Raw genomic sequence first — 16260 nt, 5'->3', positions numbered from 1 at the left:
AAGTGGCTCACCTCATTCTGTTATAATCTTGCTCGCTGTCAGCCAGTATTTCCGTAATTGATCCTTGAATTTCAACCGTATCTGGCGTACAGAGAAAAATGTTGCCGCCAATTTTTGAAATACCGCCTCCCAGTGCATACACTGTGCCACTCAAGAAATCAATGACGCGAAGTGCTTGATCCTGACGCACCCGCTGCAGGTTAACTACAACTGTACGATGGGAGCGCAGATGGTCAGCAATCTCTTGTGCTTCGTCATAAGAACGCGGTTCATAAAGGACGACTTTAACATTTTTCTGGGAATGAATGCTCACCACATTATTACCCCTTTGGTTTCTACGTTTGTCTAGACTTGAGGTTTCAGCTTCCTGCTGATCAGGATCATGTTCCTCTTGTGCCGCCATACGCTCACGTTCCACAATCTCTTCCTCTTCCTGAAGCCCGAGGAAATTCATAAACTTATTCATTACGCCCATTGCGAACCCTCCTCTTTTCCTACGAGAATCGATCCAAGCCGAACCCAGGTTGCCCCTTCTTCAATCGCCACTTCAAAATCATTGGACATGCCCATCGACAACTCGGTCAATGGCTCCGCTGTCAAAGCTTGTCCATTCAAATGGTCTCTAAGCTCACGCAGTCCGCGAAATACGGGACGTGTAAGCTCCGGATCTTCCTCATGGGGTGCCATGGTCATCAGGCCGATGACCTTCAGGTTGTTGAACGAACTGATTTCACGCAAAAAGGAACTCGCCTGTTCAGGCTGCAAGCCATACTTGCTTTCTTCACCCGAAATATTCACCTGCAATAGTGTTTCCACCTGGATGCCAAGAGACGCCGCCTTTTTATCCAACTCCTTGGCCAGGGACAAACGATCCAGTGAATGTATGTAACGGAATTTACCGATGACGTCCTTCACCTTATTCGTCTGTAAATGACCGATAAAATGCCAGGTTCCCTGCTGACCGAATGCTTCCCATTTTGCTTGTACATCCTGCCAGCGGTTTTCGCCAATATGCTCAAGACCGTGGTCCAGCACAGCTCCCGTTGTTTCAAGTGAGACGTATTTCGTGACAGCAATCACATTCACATCTTCACGTTGACGGCCACTGCTCTGACACGCGGCTTCGATCTTCTGATTTACCAGTTGTATACGCTCCTCCAATGACACAGAGGGTCACCTCTCTTCCAGCCCAATCCAGCTCGCCATTCTCCCGGTAATGCCATTTTCTTTACGATACGAGAAAAATAGCTCGGGATTGCAGCTTGTACACCAAGTTGTACATTCGATATGATCCGGCAATATTCCTGCTTTCATCATAATGTGTCGATTGCATTCTTTCAAGTTTAACATCGTTTTGCCATTTGTGGCAGGCCGATATACTTGATTAGATGCAGAGTTCTTGTATTCATCATTACCCGAGGAGTGGTCCAACCAAACCCGTACATGCTGCATAACCGCTTCATCCACTTCATAACAGCAATCCCCAATGGAGGGACCTATTGCAGCATGGATATCCTGTCTGCGACTTCCGTATTCCTGCTCCATCTTTTCGACCATCGATTCGGCTATACCGGCAACAGTACCTTTCCATCCGGCATGAGCAAGCCCCACCGCTTGTTGTACGGGGTCATAGAAATAAAGGGGTACACAATCTGCATAAAAGGAAGTCAGCAGCACACCAGGCACATTGGTGACCAAACCATCCGTATCCTGTAATGCAGACTGTCGATCCAGCAAACCTTTACCCCGCTCTTCAGCAGTGATTACAGCGACATGTTTACCATGTACCTGTTCTCCACAAGTCCAGGATTCCAAAGGGAAACCCAGCTTTTCAGCCACAAGTTTGCGATTACTCAGCACGTTAGCCGGATCATCACCCACATGATAGGCACAGTTTAGACTGGCGTAAGGTGTGCTTCCAACACCACCCTGCCTTGTCGTAAAACCGGCTTTCATATGCTTAAACTGCAATTTCCACGGCTCCACATATAATAACAACGGGTCAGGACCCCAATTTGAGTTCTGGCTTCCCGACCGTATTTCCTTATCCAAAATAAACGGTTCCATCTTCTCACCTCACAACTTCCAGTGTACCAAATGAACCCCGTTCTGTCTCGGTTATATCGTTCGACGCTGGTTCCGATTCAACCGTTCAATACGTTCCACCCGGTCCACCCGGCCGTTCTGCTCGTCATACAAGCGGGCTTCACGGTCACGCTCATCGTAGTTATTTTCCTTCATTTCATCCATTTTAACCAAAATCACATCCGAACCGATCTTCACAATGTTTCTCCAAGGGATGATTAGATCCGTTCCCCCGCCGAATAGCCCCATAAAACGGCTGTAACCTGGCACAACAATTGCTTCAATTCGTCCCTGCTTCAGATCCAGCTCCAAATCGCTAATCTGACCCAGACGTTTGCCATCCGTAATGTTAATAACATCTTTGGTTTGAAAATCCGAAATTTTCATCCCGCTACCGACCGGTTCACCTGTGTTCACTTTCATTTGGTCCCGCCCCCCGATTAATCCGCTTCTGCCCGTTCTCCGCTTCTATACAATATATGTTTCATACGCGAAAAATGTCCTCTTTTTCGAAGGAAAGGCAATGGAACAATTCCAAATCCCTCTGATGTCGAAATCCAAAAAGCAAAAAGACGATCAAAGGGATATTTCTTCCCTTTGATCGTCTCCTGGCTTACCCCTTGTTACGACTTCACATGTTTCTGCATTTGTTGTATCGCTGATTTCTCCAGACGGGATACCTGCGCCTGGGAAATGCCAATTTCATCAGCCACTTCCATCTGGGTTTTCCCTTCGAAAAACCGCATCGACAGAATCATTTTCTCCCTTTGACCGAGACGGTGCATCGCTTCACGCAGTGCAATTTCCTCAATCCAGGACACATCCTTGTTTTTGTCATCGCTGATCTGATCCATCACATAGATCGGATCTCCACCATCATGATAGATCGGTTCGAAGAGCGAAACCGGGTCCTGAATGGCATCCAATGCAAAAACCACATCTTCCTTCGGCACATTCAGTACCTCAGAAATTTCAAATATCGTCGGTTCACGGGAATTTTTATTCGTCAGGCTGTCACGCACCTGAAGTGCTTTATAAGCAATGTCCCGCAAGGAGCGAGATACCCGAATTGGGTTATTATCGCGCAGATATCGACGGATTTCACCGATAATCATCGGCACCGCGTAGGTTGAAAATTTGACATTCTGGGATAAATCAAAATTATCAATGGCTTTCATCAGGCCGATACATCCAACCTGGAACAGATCATCGACAAACTCTCCCCGATTGTTAAAGCGCTGAATGACACTGAGCACCAGGCGCAGGTTGCCATTCACTAATTTCTCTCTTGCTGAGCGATCATGGTGTTGCTGTAGGGAATGAAACAATTCCCGCATTTCTATGTTGGTGAGGACAGGCAATTTTGCGGTGTCCACGCCACAAATCTCGACTTTGTTTCGGGTCATCGTGACTTACCTCCCAAGGAGAAACATTAATGTACATTATCTCCGGGGCAGGCTATTTTATTCGCACTTGGCATCCTTGCCATTAATACCCATTATGAAAAATGCTCCTGTTCAGACCATCTTGTTGAACTCCTTTCGGAGTCTTTTAATGATTCTTTTTTCGAGACGAGAGATATAGGATTGGGAGATTCCAAGCAGATCGGCGACATCTTTTTGTGTCTTTTCCTCCCCATCCGTCAAGCCAAAACGAAGCTCCATAATCATTCGCTCACGCTCGGTTAATTTTTCCAATGCTTTATGCAAAAGCTTCCGGTCTACCTGTTCTTCGATATTCCGATAGATTGTATCGTTCTCTGTACCGAGTACATCGGATAATAATAGTTCATTTCCATCCCAATCAATATTGAGTGGTTCATCAAAAGAAACTTCTGTACGAATTTTACTGTTACGTCTCAGGTACATCAAAATTTCATTTTCGATACAACGGGAAGCATAGGTTGCCAGTTTAATTTTCTTTTCCGGGTCAAATGTATTAACGGCTTTAATCAACCCGATCGCACCGATGGAGACCAAATCCTCGATATTGATACCTGTATTTTCGAATTTGCGTGCGATGTATACCACCAGTCGCAGGTTCCGTTCAATCAGCATGGCACGGATAGCGGAATCCCCTGAAGACAACTTTTGCAACAAAAATTCTTCTTCTTCACGTGTTAATGGGGGCGGTAGCGCCTCACTGCCTCCGATATAATAAATCTCTTCACTTTTCAAACCAAGCAGAAATAATAAACGATAGTACTGCAGCTGCGCCACCAGTTTCCATTTTACAAGCATGTACGTTCCTCCTATACCACATTCAGCGGCTTTTCTGTTGCTCCCGCAGAGATAGCCGTAGACTGCGCAGAAGCAGCGTCTTGCACAAGCTCAGGGTGAATCACGGCCTGGTATTTTCCATCGGATGACAGTACGCCCCCGTCCAACCCTATTAATACCTTTGTCGTCTCATAACACATCTCATCCATCGTTACCTTCACCCGGTCTGGCTTCATCGCCAGCATAAACGCAGTTCCTTTGTTAATGCCTCGATAGGGTACAAGCCTTAAACGATCCTGCCAGTGGAAATCCTCCTGATCGAGCTCCATGATAAGGTTGTCCGGCGCCTCATCCTTCAACCTGCCCTTCCATGCAGCAGGCAGCATGTCTTGCCATAACGATACCTCCATTACCATGACGGGCATACGTGAAAGAGGGTCTGTGAGTTGATTTCCTGTATCCAGAAGGCCTGTACAAGAAATAGTCACATCATCAATAAAAACCTCCACTTTACCCAAGTACGTTGTCATTCGGTCTGTTTTTCGTTTCGAGCTCTGCACGGCTTTGAATAGAAAAAGCACGGCAAAAAAGACGACAAACGTGAACCAAAAGGCAATTTTCAAATCAAAAGACATTCCACCTGATGCCGTAAACCAAATGCCGTTGAACAATTCCCCAGAGCTTTGCAGCATGTAGTGCACACCCAGAATTCCCCCTGCGGCGACAAAATTGATTACATAGAAGGTACCCAAGGTCCTCATAAATGCCTGAAGACCCTTAAACCCAAATGCAATACTCAGCATCACCAGAGACAATCCAAACTTGATCAAAAAGGTGAACATAAAATCAAACTCCGGTACAAACATCATGACTACGTACAGCGCACCCACGATCGCGGACAGCAACCATCTCCACCAGACCAGCTTCGTTTTTCGCATCCAGGCCGTCAGTCCGATGAGTGCACCGTCAATACACAGGTTCGTCAAAAAAATAAGATCCACATATACAACCACATTCTTCACCTGCCTGCGCGCAACATATCGAAATAACGTTATCCCGATATTCATGAGCATATTCACAAGTATAAGGAGCTCACTTTTCAAAGTCTGTCTAATCATGGGGGGATCGTTCCAACTTTTTTTGTCGGAATTGCTCAAACCCGTTGTTCAGAATTTGTTCAATACGATGTGATAGGATAATAAAAAACAAAAAGACCCGGTTACTCCTATCAGGAGTACCGGGTCTTCATTGAAATCTATTGGAGTATTAATCGTTGTTATTATTGCGTGAACGATTGCGCAAAAATGTCGGAATATCCAGCTGATCATTGCTCGGCTGATTTCCGAAAGGACGCAGGTTCGGCGAACGGTTATCCGCAGGCTCACTTGCTGGAGCAGGTTTGCGTCCAGGTGGAGGCGAAGCAGGCTTGTCCTCAAATCCGGTCGCGATAACTGTAACCTTGATCTCCTCTTTCAGATCCTCATCAATGATGGCACCAAAGATCATGTTCACTTCCGGATCGGAAGCTGAAGTAACAATCTCAGCTGCTTCATTGACTTCATACAGGGACAGGTTAATGCCACCCGTAATGTTCATGATGACACCACGTGCACCTTCGATGGACGTTTCCAGCAAAGGACTCATGATGGCTTTACGAGCTGCTTCAGCTGCACGGTTCTCGCCAGTCGATTCACCGATACCCATCAGCGCAGATCCACGCTCGTGCATGATCGTTTTGACGTCTGCAAAGTCAAGGTTGATCAGACCCGGTACAGCGATCAAGTCAGAGATACCTTGTACCGCTTGACGCAATACATTATCTGCTTGACGAAACGCTTCAAGCATTGGGGTCTTTTTGTCTACAATCTCAAGCAAACGATCATTTGGAATGACGATCAGCGTGTCCACTTTTTCCTTGAGAGCTTCAATACCTTGCTCTGCATGGCTGGAACGTTTACGTCCTTCAAATGTGAACGGGCGTGTTACAACACCCACGGTAAGTGCGCCGCACTCTTTGGCGATTTCGGCAATAACCGGAGCCGCACCTGTACCCGTACCGCCGCCCATACCCGCTGTAACAAATACCATGTCTGCACCTTTCAAGGTGTTCATGATCAAGTCGCGGGATTCTTCCGCTGCTTTTTTACCTACATCCGGGTTGGCGCCAGCGCCAAGACCACGGGTTAATTTATCACCGATTTGCAATTTATGCTCGGATTTCGCGAGGTGCAACGCCTGAGCGTCCGTATTTACCGTAATAAATTCTACACCTTGTACACCGTTTTCGATCATACGGTTGACTGCATTGCTTCCGCCGCCGCCTACACCGATGACTTTAATTTGAGCCAAGCTCTCCATCTCGAAATCAAATTCCAACATATTATTCCATCTCCCCCTCAATGTGCATGGATGGCCCGTCCAATTTTTGATTGAACCGAATCAATTTCATATATCGACGAACGAAAGCGTTTATTTTAGAACCAGCGCATTCAAACGGCTTCAAGAATTGTATGAAATGGATTCAACCTGTTATATAAATTCGCTGAACATATTTTTCAGCCGTTCGAACAGACCTGGTTTTTGCTCCGATTCCTGGGCCGCATTCGGCTTAGGACGGTTGGTCGGTTTTTTGTTGTTATTATTGTTGTTGTTATTTCCACCGCCGTTGTTGATCGAGGGACGAATACGCAAACTGCGGATTACACTGTGCAAAATGCCGACTCCGCTCGTGAAGCCAGGGTCACGCACACCGATATAATCCGGCACCGCAACTCGTACCGAAGCAGCAAGCTCATGCTGAGCTACCTGCAGAACACCCGGCATAGAGACCGTACCTCCCGTTAGTATATAACCTCCAGGAAGATCATTGTAACCAAGACGCTTCACTTCTTGAGAAATCATCTGGAATATTTCTTGAACCCTCGGTTCGATAATAGCCGCCAGATCCTCTTGAGAGAATTCCTTGTCTACGTTGCTGCCGATCCGTGTTACTTTGAACATGACATCCGCAGCAGCATCATCCAGCCATGCGCAGCCATATTTCAATTTTACCTTTTCGGCTTGATCTGTTAATGTGCGCAGACCATAGGCAATATCATTCGTTACAAACTCCCCACCAATAGGTAGCGTTGAAGTTGCAACGAGACTGTCTTCTTCGAAGATGGCGATGGTTGTAGCCCCTGCTCCGATATCAACAAGCACGGAACCCATCGTTTTTTCATCCTTGGACAATGCCAGCTGACCTGCTCCAAGTGACATGAGTACCAAATCACTTACTTTCAGACCCGCTTTTTCCACGCAGCGCAAAAGATTATGTATCGCGGTTTTTGCACCCGTAATGATGGTCGCCTCTACTTCCAGACGAACACCAATCATACCACGGGGGTCCTGTATGCCCTCCAAGCCATCTACAACATACTGCTTGGCTACAACATCAATAATTTCCCGTTCCGGTGGAACCGCAATCACTTCGGCTGCTTTCAACACCCGCTCCATGTCTTCTTCTCCGATTTCACGATCCTCGTTAGATACTGCCACGACACCGTGACTGCTCATCAGTCCGATATGATTTCCCGAGATTCCAACATATACTTCGGATATTTGAATACCTACCATACGTTCTGCATGATCCACTGCATTACGGATCGATTGCACCGTCTGATCGATATCTACGATTACACCTTTGCGAATTCCCTCCGAGTCGGCAGATCCAACTCCAATAATATTAAAGGTTCCATTATTCATTTCCCCAATAATAGCGCGAATTTTGGATGTACCGATGTCCAAACTAACAATGATGTCATTGTTGCTCAAGTCTGTGGCACCTCCTGACTCCAAATAGTAAAATACGTTCGGGTTTAAACACTCTTAAAATATATTCAACACACTTTAGGCTTTCCCTCTTTTTTCTACAATTTTTTTGGGTGCCAAGATCTGGTTGCGAGACATAAAACCTTGAAGAAAAAAGAAGGAGGCAACTCAAGTGCCATAAGTTCAAGTGTATCATTTTTTCTTCGTCTCAGAAAGAACAACTTTCATTGGATAAAAGGGGCTAAACCCCGATCCCGCCTGGTTTTGAATACTTCTCTACCGAATAAAGGCGGAAATCAGGGAGTTGCTCCTGGTTCAGCATCTTCTTCCGGGTTATCCGGAATGAAAGGCACGTACGTATCAGCCTCTAGCATCGTGATTTTCCCTGGCCGTTCCGTCTCAATGACCTGGTTGAGATACTCTACCTTATCGGACAATAGAGAAACAGTTGTAATCACTTCAAACTGTGACTTGGTATACATCCGAATCTGATCCGGGAATGAAGGTGTAGGATTCGGAATAATCTCTGAAATATCCGTCGTTAGTTCATTCGGGATCTTGGCCAACGCTTCACTCAGCTTGGCCTTGAGCGGATCGTCCGCCTTCCACTGGGTCAAAATCGGTTTCTCAACCGCAACGCCAATGGTGGCAGGAACCGTTAAGCTTGTCCCGCTTGCCAGTATGGCTTTTAGCGTACCGTCAGAACCAAGTTCATACGCAACCGTTGGATATTCCTGCACCTTGATAAGAATAGTACCCGGAAATTGTTTATCCACAGTTACGGTTGATATAGCCTTGATCGTTTTCAGTCGCTCAATCACATCAGCAGAGGTTGTCCCAAAAAACTGTTCGCCCTCCTTCAGACCGCTTTTCTCCAGCAGTTCCGAAGTTGTTGTGTATACATTACCCGTAATCTCAATTGCCGAAATCCGACTCATCGAAGAACGAAAAAAAAGTACAGCAAGTAATACAATAAAAAGAAGTAAAAGAATAAATACGATTTTACGGCTTGTGTTTCGTTTGGGCCGATTCTTCTTCAGAACCGGAATTTGACTTTTAGGCATAGGTCGCGCTCCACAAAGCCTCCGGCCCCCTTCCCTTAAGAAGGGGACTCAAAGGACGTTAATTGGCAAAATCCAGCTGCTTCGAAACGGGGGACTGTCGCTCAACCGAAGCTCCAAGACTCTGAAAGAGCTTCTCGATACGATCGTACCCTCTATCAATATGATGTACTTGCTCCACAACCGTTTTTCCCTGGGCAGCAAGGCCAGCAATGACTAGTGCTGCACCTGCACGCAGATCGGTTGCTTCCACTGTAGCCCCGTACAAACGGGGAACGCCACGGATAAATGCTGCATTCATGTCTACCGAAATATCGGCTCCCATGACATTCAGCTCATCCACATGTTTGAACCGACCCTCGAATACCGTTTCCTTCATCACACTGAAACCGTCTGCCAGACTGAGCAGCACCATAATTTGCGACTGCAGGTCTGTTGGAAATGAAGGATACGGAGAAGTCACAATGCGGTCTACTGATTTGGGACGGCTCATACAGCTCACCGTCATTATATCATTGCAGACTGTGATTTGAACACCAGTACGCCTCAACACATGTATAAGGGAAGTAAGATGAGCCGGATTGCAGTGTGTAAGCGTTACATTCCCTCTCGTTGCTGCGGCTGCAATCATCACCGTTCCTGCAACGATCCGATCAGGTATAATTTCGTAAGAACAAGGCTTGAGTTTCTCCACACCATTAATGGTGATCGTATCCGTTCCAGCACCGATAATCCGTGCACCCATTGCATTCAGAAAATGTTGCAAATCCTGTATCTCAGGTTCTCTGGCTGCATTAAATATCGTTGTTGTACCCTCAGCCGTAACAGCAGCCATCATAATATTTTCTGTGGCTCCTACACTGGGGAAATCCAGATGAATGTCTGTACCCACCAGCTTGCGCCCGCGGCATATGATCTGCTGATCCAGCTCTTCAATCGAAGCTCCGAGCGTCTCAAGGCCCCGAAGGTGAAGATCAATTTTACGTTCCCCAATGGCACAGCCACCTGGCTGGTACACGGATACTTGCCCAAACTTAGCCAGTAATGGTCCCATTAAAAAAATGGAAGAACGCATCTGCTTCATGAGATCCTCAGGCACATCATATGACCGGATGGACGATGTATCTATCGTCACTGTTCCCTGTTCATGCCGACACGTGCATCCAAGTCGTTCCAGGATATACAGCATCACTTCAATGTCCAGCAAGTGTGGAACGTTGTGCAGCGTAACTTCTCCGTCTGCCAACAAACTTGCGGCCATAATCGGTAAAGCGGCATTTTTTGCTCCATGGATGCGTATGGATCCTGAGAGGGGTTTCCCGCCTTCAATCACCAATTTGTCCAATGTATCACCTCCGGGGTTTACCGTTCACCCACTACGAAGACTTCCGGTACCAGGTTAATACCGTTTTGAGATGATATAGTGTTCTGAATCTGCTGCATTAGGGTGATAACGTCCTCTGCTGTTGCTTGGCCTGTATTGACAATGAAATTGGCATGCATGGTGGATACCTGTGCGCCTCCTTGAGTCATACCCTTTAGCCCCGCTGCTTCAATCAGGCGGGCGGCATGATCACCAGGTGGATTCCGGAACACGCTGCCAGCACACGCCATCTGCAGTGGCTGTGTACGGCGTCTACGGTCTTTATAAGCGGCCATCGATTCCGAAATGACTTTGCGTTCTCCCTGCTGGAGTGCAAATGTAGCCTCCAGCACGATACCTCTCCGGTCATGAAGAACAGAGTGGCGATAGGCAAATTCCATGTCCTCCTTGCTGTAACGTACCAATTCCCCTGTCTCCAGTACAATCTCAGCGGATTGAAATATCCGTGACACATCCGATCCATGGGCACCAGCATTCATATATACGGCTCCGCCGACCGTTCCGGGGATGCCGCTACCAAATTCCAAACCGGTCCACTCTTTCTTTGCAGCAACAACACTGAGTTTAACAAAGGAATGTGCCGCTCCGGCAGTTACCCCGCCCTCGTGAAATTCGGCATAATCAAAGCCTTCTCCCGGTTTCACGACAACTCCGCGTATTCCCTTGTCAGACACCAACATGTTTGAACCCCGTCCAAGCTGCATCCATGGGATCTGATGCTTGTGCAGCAATTGAATGAGATTGATCATCTGCTCCTTGTTTTCCGGTATGACCAGCGCATCTGCAGGACCGCCGATCTTCCATGTGGTGTATTTGGCTAGCGGCTCGTTTTCAAGAACTTTGCCGACATTGTTCTGGGATAGTAACGATATCCACTGCTGCATATTAACATCCTCCTTTACTTCAAAACCGATGAGCACGGCAGTTTTCGTTGCTGCAAGCCGTGTTGCGGCGCCATGGAACGATTGTCACGATTTATAGGGTATCTTATGTCAGTCCCGCCGTGTGTGTGACAATCGCCCAAAACGCACTTTAACGCCCTGCAGCAAGACGCCGAATCTCGCTCACAAGCACCTCGGCTGCATCAGGTTTCCCCAGTTCCCTGGAGGCTTCCGCCATCCTTTTGCGCGCCGCTTCGTCATTCATAATTCCAGCAATCGCTTTATATAGCGCCTGGCCTGTCAGATCCTTCTCCAGCATCGTAAGCGATGCACCACCACCCTCAAGTGTACGAGCATTCGCCTCCTGATGATTATTCGTCACGTTAGGTGACGGAATCAGAATGGATGGAATACCTAGAGATGTAATCTCGGCAAGGAATGATGCCCCAGCACGATTTACAATCAGCGACGTGCATGCAAGAACCTCAGGCATGTTGTGTACGTAGGGCAGCACATGCAGATGATTTGGCATCGTTCCAAGGGAACTGCGAATCGCTTCACGCGTTTCATCAAAATAAGAATCACCAGTCACGTAGACCACGTGCACATCTTCAAGCTTGGCCAGCATCGGTGCCATATCCACCATGGCTTTATTGATTGCTTTCGCACCACGGCTACCACCAACCACAAGAACAACTCGGCTGTCCATCGGTACACCCAGTGTCGCAAAACCACGATCACGGCTAGCTTGAGCTACCGTTGTAGCCCTTGGATTGCCGGTATACACAACCCTTTTGGCTCCAGAGAATGCTTTCTCCGAACCCTCAAAACTAACAGCTACCGTGTCCACATACCGGGTAAGGAACTTGTTAGTTAACCCGGGAATGGCATTCTGTTCATGAATGACACTTGGAATACCAAGTTTGGCTGCTGCATATACGACAGGCCCACACACATAGCCCCCCGTACCGATGACAACATCGGGTTTGAATTCCTTGAGCATTTTCTTGGCTTTGCGAACACCTTGCAGAAATCTCATCACAGTCTTCACGTTGTCAAAGGACAATTTCCGGCGAAAACCTGTAATGTCAATCGATTGAAACGGAATATTCTCTTGTGGCACCAGTTTACTTTCCAGTCCACGGGTACCACCGATATATAAAAATGTCGAGTCGGGATTCTCCGCCTCACATTGCCTTGCTATAGCAACGGCCGGATAGATATGCCCACCGGTACCGCCGCCGCTTAGAACGACTCGCATCGTACATTCACCTCGCATAACGGGATAAGTTCAATAATATGCCTAGCGCTGTCAACATCAAGGTCAGAGATGAACCGCCATAGCTGATGAGCGGGAGCGTAATCCCCGTAACCGGCATAAGCCCGATCACGACACCAATGTTGATAATGACCTGCACAGCCACCATACCCACAATGCCTACACCCAGAAGGCTGCCAAAAGCATCCGGTACCGTCATCGCTACGCGCATCCCTCTCCACACCAGGACCAGAAACAGCAATAATACAATCATTCCACCAATGAAGCCTAGCTCTTCTGCCAAAATGGAAAAAATAAAATCCGTTTGTGGCTCGGGTACGTAGCTGTATTTTTGTCGACTCATACCCAGCCCCAAGCCCGCAAGTCCTCCAGGGCCGATCGCATATAAAGATTGAATAATCTGATATCCGGCACCAAGTGGATCAGACCACGGGTCCAAAAAAGCCGTTATTCTCTGCAATCTGTAGGGAGCTGCCGCAATCAGTCCGGCAAACCCTGCTATACCGCCGAGGGCAAGCAGTGATAGATGTTTCATCCGTGCTCCTGCTGTGAAAATAATCAGCATCGATGCACCCATCATCACGGTGCCTGTCCCCAAATCGGGCTGAAGCATAATAATACCAAAGGCCAAACCAATCAAGCCGAGCGGTGGCAGAAGCCCCGTCGTGAACGTTTTGATTTTGCCAGGTTCCTTGCTTAACCAGTGAGCGAGAAACAGGATCATACCCAGTTTCATGAATTCTGAAGGTTGTATGCCGAACGAGCCAATGCCCAACCAGCTTCGTGCCCCTCCCCGAACCACTCCGATGCCAGGAATCAGCACCGCAATCAGCATTATAAAACAGGCAATCAGTATAGGCTTTGCATACTTTCTCCAGACCCGGTAGTCCACATTTGCCGTAACAAACATGGCAGCAAGTCCAAGTCCGGCGAACAGCAGCTGTCTTTTGACAAAGTAAAATGAATCACCGTAGTCATGAAAAGCAAGCACCGAGCCCGCACTGTATACCATAATAATGCCGATGGCAAGCAATGCCAGAATACAAATTAGGAGCCAGAAATCCGGCGCCGGTCGCGTCTGTTTCATCAGGAGGCCACCCCTTGCATGGAAGTAGGGGCTTTTCCACCCCCCTACTTACAAGTTATGCGCCGCCTCTTTAAAAATGCGTCCCCGCTCTTCATAGGAAGGAAACATGTCCCAGCTTGCACACGCCGGTGATAACAAGACCACATCACCTGGAGCTGCAAACTGTGAAGCTTCCTGCACGGCAGCGGTTAACGTCCGAGCAGCGTCCTCCTCATTATCGACGACCTTAATTTGCTTTAATCCCGCCAGTTCCGCGACCTTGGCAATTTTCTCTCGTGTCTCTCCAAGAGCAACCACAGCTTTCACGCGCTCCTGGAATAATGGCAGCAATTCCATCATGTCTGAACCACGATCCAGTCCTCCGGCAATGAGCACGACTGGTTCCTTGAAGGAGTTCAGCGCCATTACGGTTGCTTTGGAGTTGGTCGCTTTGGAATTGTTGTAATAGCCCGCTCCATTATGTTCAAGTACATATTCAAGACGGTGTTCAACCCCCTTGAAGTCAGCCAGAGGCGCAGCAAGCACAGATGGATCGGCTCCAGCGGATACAGCAATAGCTACTGCTGCCAAGGCATTTCCCACATTAAATCGTCCTGGTATTCCGATGTCTTCCACATCAATAATGACATGATGGTTGCCCTCACCGTCTGCATAGATCACCTGGCGCTTCACATCATCCTCTTCCCCATCCACGTATGGAGGATCGGCATATACCCCTGCTTCAAGCTTCTCTGTCAGCGAGAATGGGAGCAGTCTTGCTTTAATATAAGGAACCAGTCCGCGACATACCGGGTCATCCCAGTTAAGGATAGCTACATCCTCCGGTTGCTGGTTGGAGAACAATTTGGCTTTGGAAGCCACATAATCATCCATGTCCCCATGGTAATCCAAATGAGTCTCCGCCACGTTTAGCAAACTTGCAATGCGTGGACGGAAATCGGATGTGCCTTTCAGTTGGAAACTGCTAAGCTCCACCACCATCCAGTTATCCGCAGAAGCCTGCTCTGCCGCCTCACACAATGGCGTTCCAATATTACCGGCAACGATTGGTTTCAAACCGGCAAGCTCCAACATGTTGCCTACCCACGTTGTTGTGGTTGTTTTCCCGTTAGAGCCCGTGATCCCGATCATAGGCGCAGCGCATAGATGGTAAGCTACCTCCACCTCAGTCACCACTTCTATGCCTAAGGCAAGTGCCTGTTGCACAGGAGGTGCCTGATAAGGAATGCCCGGATTTTTGACTACAAGCTTCACATCACTATGAATCAGGTCGTCCGGATGTCCCCCGCATACAACAGAAATTCCCAAAGCCTCCAATTCGGATGCTTCGGGACACTGTTCTCTCTCTTTTTTATCATTAACTGTAACGACTGCGCCGGCACGATCCAGTACTTTGGCGACCTGCACGCCGCTTTTGGCCAGTCCAAGCACGACCACTTGTTGTCCACGATATGATTCAGGATGATTCATTGTTTACAACCCCTTGTTGAGATAAAGTCCAAGAGCGGCCAAAATGGCACCTACCGCCCAAAAAGTAATGACAACTCGCCATTCCGACCAGCCACTCAGTTCAAAGTGATGATGAATCGGGCTCATTTTGAATACACGTTTGCCACGAGTTTTGAAAGATACTACTTGAATGATAACGGACAGGATTTCGATGACGAAAATACCGCCAATGATGACAAAAAGAAGTTCCGTCTTCGTCACAATGGCGACGGCACCAATCGCACCACCAATTCCGAGTGAGCCTGTATCTCCCATAAACACTTTGGCCGGGTGTGCGTTATATACCAGGAATCCAAGTACCGCACCAATCATCGCCGCCGCACATACCGCTGCTGGCATGGATGTTGCCTGCATCGCCACAATGGCAAATGCCCCAAATGCAATGGCGCTCACGCCGGACAGCAAGCCGTCCAGACCATCGGTAAAGTTAACTGCATTCGTGATGGCAAGCATCATGAATACCACAAACGGATAGTAGAACCATCCCGTCCAGTCGAAGGAGACTGATGTACCTGGAATCGATATGGCTGTGCTGTGTCCATTCTGAATCAGCAAGTAGCACATCACTGCACTGAAAAACAACTGACCAATCATCTTTTGTCTAGCCGTCAGCCCCAGTGAACGTTTGAATACAATCTTGATGTAGTCATCCAGGAAACCAATCAGACCGAAGCCGAGTGTAGCCACCAGCAGGACGTAAAAGTCCGTATTTTTGACCGCTGAAAATTTCAAAAAGGCCAATGTGAACGCGAGTAAAATAACTACTCCGCCCATTGTAGGTGTTCCGCTTTTTTTCAGATGGCTCTGTGGCCCATCTTCCCGAACCTGCTGTCCGAACTTCATTCGACGCAGCAATGGAATCAAGAGCGGTGCAGCAATCACCGCCAAAATAAATGAAACACCGATTGTTAACAGTAATACCTGAAAATCCATGGGTTCACCCCT

General features: G+C 47.8%; 16 protein-coding genes. All 16 read right to left on the bottom strand.

What is annotated here, in order from left to right; translation table 11 throughout:
• Positions 1 to 7: 7 nt before the first annotated feature.
• Positions 8 to 475 carry a cell division protein SepF gene (locus tag BLV50_RS21910; protein ID WP_063566976.1) on the bottom strand — a complete coding sequence of 156 codons (468 nt, stop codon included), beginning with the start codon at positions 473 to 475 and terminating at the stop codon, positions 8 to 10.
• Entirely contained in the window at positions 466 to 1167 is a 702-nt protein-coding gene (locus BLV50_RS21905) for a YggS family pyridoxal phosphate-dependent enzyme (RefSeq protein ID WP_090809950.1), read from the bottom strand. Before BLV50_RS21905 ends, BLV50_RS21910 begins: the two co-directional genes overlap by 10 nt.
• Before the next feature lie 6 nt (positions 1168 to 1173).
• Complete coding sequence (pgeF, locus tag BLV50_RS21900) at positions 1174 to 2067, bottom strand: peptidoglycan editing factor PgeF (protein WP_072734482.1); 894 nt, start codon at positions 2065 to 2067, stop codon at positions 1174 to 1176.
• Positions 2068 to 2118: 51 nt separating this feature from the next.
• Positions 2119 to 2472, bottom strand: a complete 354-nt coding sequence (locus tag BLV50_RS21895; RefSeq protein WP_063567037.1) for a YlmC/YmxH family sporulation protein — start codon at positions 2470 to 2472, stop codon at positions 2119 to 2121.
• Between the two features lie 236 nt (positions 2473 to 2708).
• Complete coding sequence (gene sigG / locus BLV50_RS21890) at positions 2709 to 3491, bottom strand: RNA polymerase sporulation sigma factor SigG (RefSeq protein WP_063566979.1); 783 nt, start codon at positions 3489 to 3491, stop codon at positions 2709 to 2711.
• A 111-nt stretch (positions 3492 to 3602) separates the two neighbouring features.
• Positions 3603 to 4325, bottom strand: coding sequence for an RNA polymerase sporulation sigma factor SigE (gene sigE, locus BLV50_RS21885; protein WP_017687308.1), 723 nt, complete (start codon positions 4323 to 4325; stop codon positions 3603 to 3605).
• An 11-nt stretch (positions 4326 to 4336) separates the two neighbouring features.
• Positions 4337 to 5317 (bottom strand): sigma-E processing peptidase SpoIIGA, encoded by a 981-nt coding sequence (gene spoIIGA, locus BLV50_RS21880; RefSeq protein WP_063567038.1) that lies wholly within the window; start codon positions 5315 to 5317, stop codon positions 4337 to 4339.
• A 253-nt stretch (positions 5318 to 5570) separates the two neighbouring features.
• Positions 5571 to 6683 carry a cell division protein FtsZ gene (gene ftsZ, locus BLV50_RS21875; protein WP_063566980.1) on the bottom strand — a complete coding sequence of 371 codons (1113 nt, stop codon included), beginning with the start codon at positions 6681 to 6683 and terminating at the stop codon, positions 5571 to 5573.
• 150 nt (positions 6684 to 6833) lie between these two features.
• Positions 6834 to 8117, bottom strand: coding sequence for a cell division protein FtsA (ftsA, locus tag BLV50_RS21870; protein WP_063566981.1), 1284 nt, complete (start codon positions 8115 to 8117; stop codon positions 6834 to 6836).
• Between the two features lie 293 nt (positions 8118 to 8410).
• Positions 8411 to 9178, bottom strand: coding sequence for a cell division protein FtsQ/DivIB (locus tag BLV50_RS21865; RefSeq protein ID WP_063566982.1), 768 nt, complete (start codon positions 9176 to 9178; stop codon positions 8411 to 8413).
• A gap of 58 nt (positions 9179 to 9236) precedes the next feature.
• The gene (gene murA / locus BLV50_RS21860) at positions 9237 to 10520 is read right to left on the bottom strand and encodes a UDP-N-acetylglucosamine 1-carboxyvinyltransferase (RefSeq protein WP_090809948.1); all 1284 of its coding nucleotides are present in this window, start codon (positions 10518 to 10520) and stop codon (positions 9237 to 9239) included.
• A gap of 17 nt (positions 10521 to 10537) precedes the next feature.
• Positions 10538 to 11443: a UDP-N-acetylmuramate dehydrogenase gene (gene murB / locus BLV50_RS21855; RefSeq protein ID WP_063566984.1), complete on the bottom strand. Its 906-nt coding sequence runs from the start codon at positions 11441 to 11443 to the stop codon at positions 10538 to 10540.
• A gap of 148 nt (positions 11444 to 11591) precedes the next feature.
• A complete protein-coding gene (gene murG, locus BLV50_RS21850) occupies positions 11592 to 12701 on the bottom strand; it encodes an undecaprenyldiphospho-muramoylpentapeptide beta-N-acetylglucosaminyltransferase (protein ID WP_063566985.1) in 1110 nt (369 codons plus the stop codon).
• Between the two features lie 7 nt (positions 12702 to 12708).
• Positions 12709 to 13806: a stage V sporulation protein E gene (gene spoVE / locus BLV50_RS21845; protein WP_063566986.1), complete on the bottom strand. Its 1098-nt coding sequence runs from the start codon at positions 13804 to 13806 to the stop codon at positions 12709 to 12711.
• A gap of 48 nt (positions 13807 to 13854) precedes the next feature.
• Positions 13855 to 15276: a UDP-N-acetylmuramoyl-L-alanine--D-glutamate ligase gene (murD, locus tag BLV50_RS21840; RefSeq protein WP_090809946.1), complete on the bottom strand. Its 1422-nt coding sequence runs from the start codon at positions 15274 to 15276 to the stop codon at positions 13855 to 13857.
• Positions 15277 to 15279: 3 nt separating this feature from the next.
• A complete protein-coding gene (mraY, locus tag BLV50_RS21835; protein WP_063566988.1) occupies positions 15280 to 16248 on the bottom strand; it encodes a phospho-N-acetylmuramoyl-pentapeptide-transferase in 969 nt (322 codons plus the stop codon).
• Positions 16249 to 16260 lie beyond the last annotated feature (12 nt).

It is taken from the genome of Paenibacillus sp. 276b, assembly GCF_900107875.1.
Classification (GTDB): Bacteria; Bacillota; Bacilli; order Paenibacillales; family Paenibacillaceae; genus Paenibacillus; species Paenibacillus marchantiae.
Note: the sequence above shows the minus strand (reverse complement) of the source record. Positions and strands in the feature narration are given on the sequence as shown.

Bases quoted from the DNA above. Each gene is read 5' to 3' on its own strand.
- BLV50_RS21910 (WP_063566976.1), bottom strand. From the start codon at position 475: ATGGGCGTAATGAATAAGTTTATGAATTTCCTCGGGCTTCAGGAAGAG.
- pgeF (WP_072734482.1), bottom strand. From the start codon at position 2,067: ATGGAACCGTTTATTTTGGATAAGGAAATACGGTCGGGAAGCCAGAAC.
- BLV50_RS21895 (WP_063567037.1), bottom strand. From the start codon at position 2,472: ATGAAAATTTCGGATTTTCAAACCAAAGATGTTATTAACATTACGGAT.
- sigG (WP_063566979.1), bottom strand. From the start codon at position 3,491: ATGACCCGAAACAAAGTCGAGATTTGTGGCGTGGACACCGCAAAATTG.
- sigE (WP_017687308.1), bottom strand. From the start codon at position 4,325: ATGCTTGTAAAATGGAAACTGGTGGCGCAGCTGCAGTACTATCGTTTA.
- ftsZ (WP_063566980.1), bottom strand. From the start codon at position 6,683: ATGTTGGAATTTGATTTCGAGATGGAGAGCTTGGCTCAAATTAAAGTC.
- BLV50_RS21865 (WP_063566982.1), bottom strand. From the start codon at position 9,178: ATGCCTAAAAGTCAAATTCCGGTTCTGAAGAAGAATCGGCCCAAACGA.
- murB (WP_063566984.1), bottom strand. From the start codon at position 11,443: ATGCAGCAGTGGATATCGTTACTATCCCAGAACAATGTCGGCAAAGTT.
- murG (WP_063566985.1), bottom strand. From the start codon at position 12,701: ATGCGAGTCGTTCTAAGCGGCGGCGGTACCGGTGGGCATATCTATCCG.
- spoVE (WP_063566986.1), bottom strand. From the start codon at position 13,806: ATGAAACAGACGCGACCGGCGCCGGATTTCTGGCTCCTAATTTGTATT.
- murD (WP_090809946.1), bottom strand. From the start codon at position 15,276: ATGAATCATCCTGAATCATATCGTGGACAACAAGTGGTCGTGCTTGGA.
- mraY (WP_063566988.1), bottom strand. From the start codon at position 16,248: ATGGATTTTCAGGTATTACTGTTAACAATCGGTGTTTCATTTATTTTG.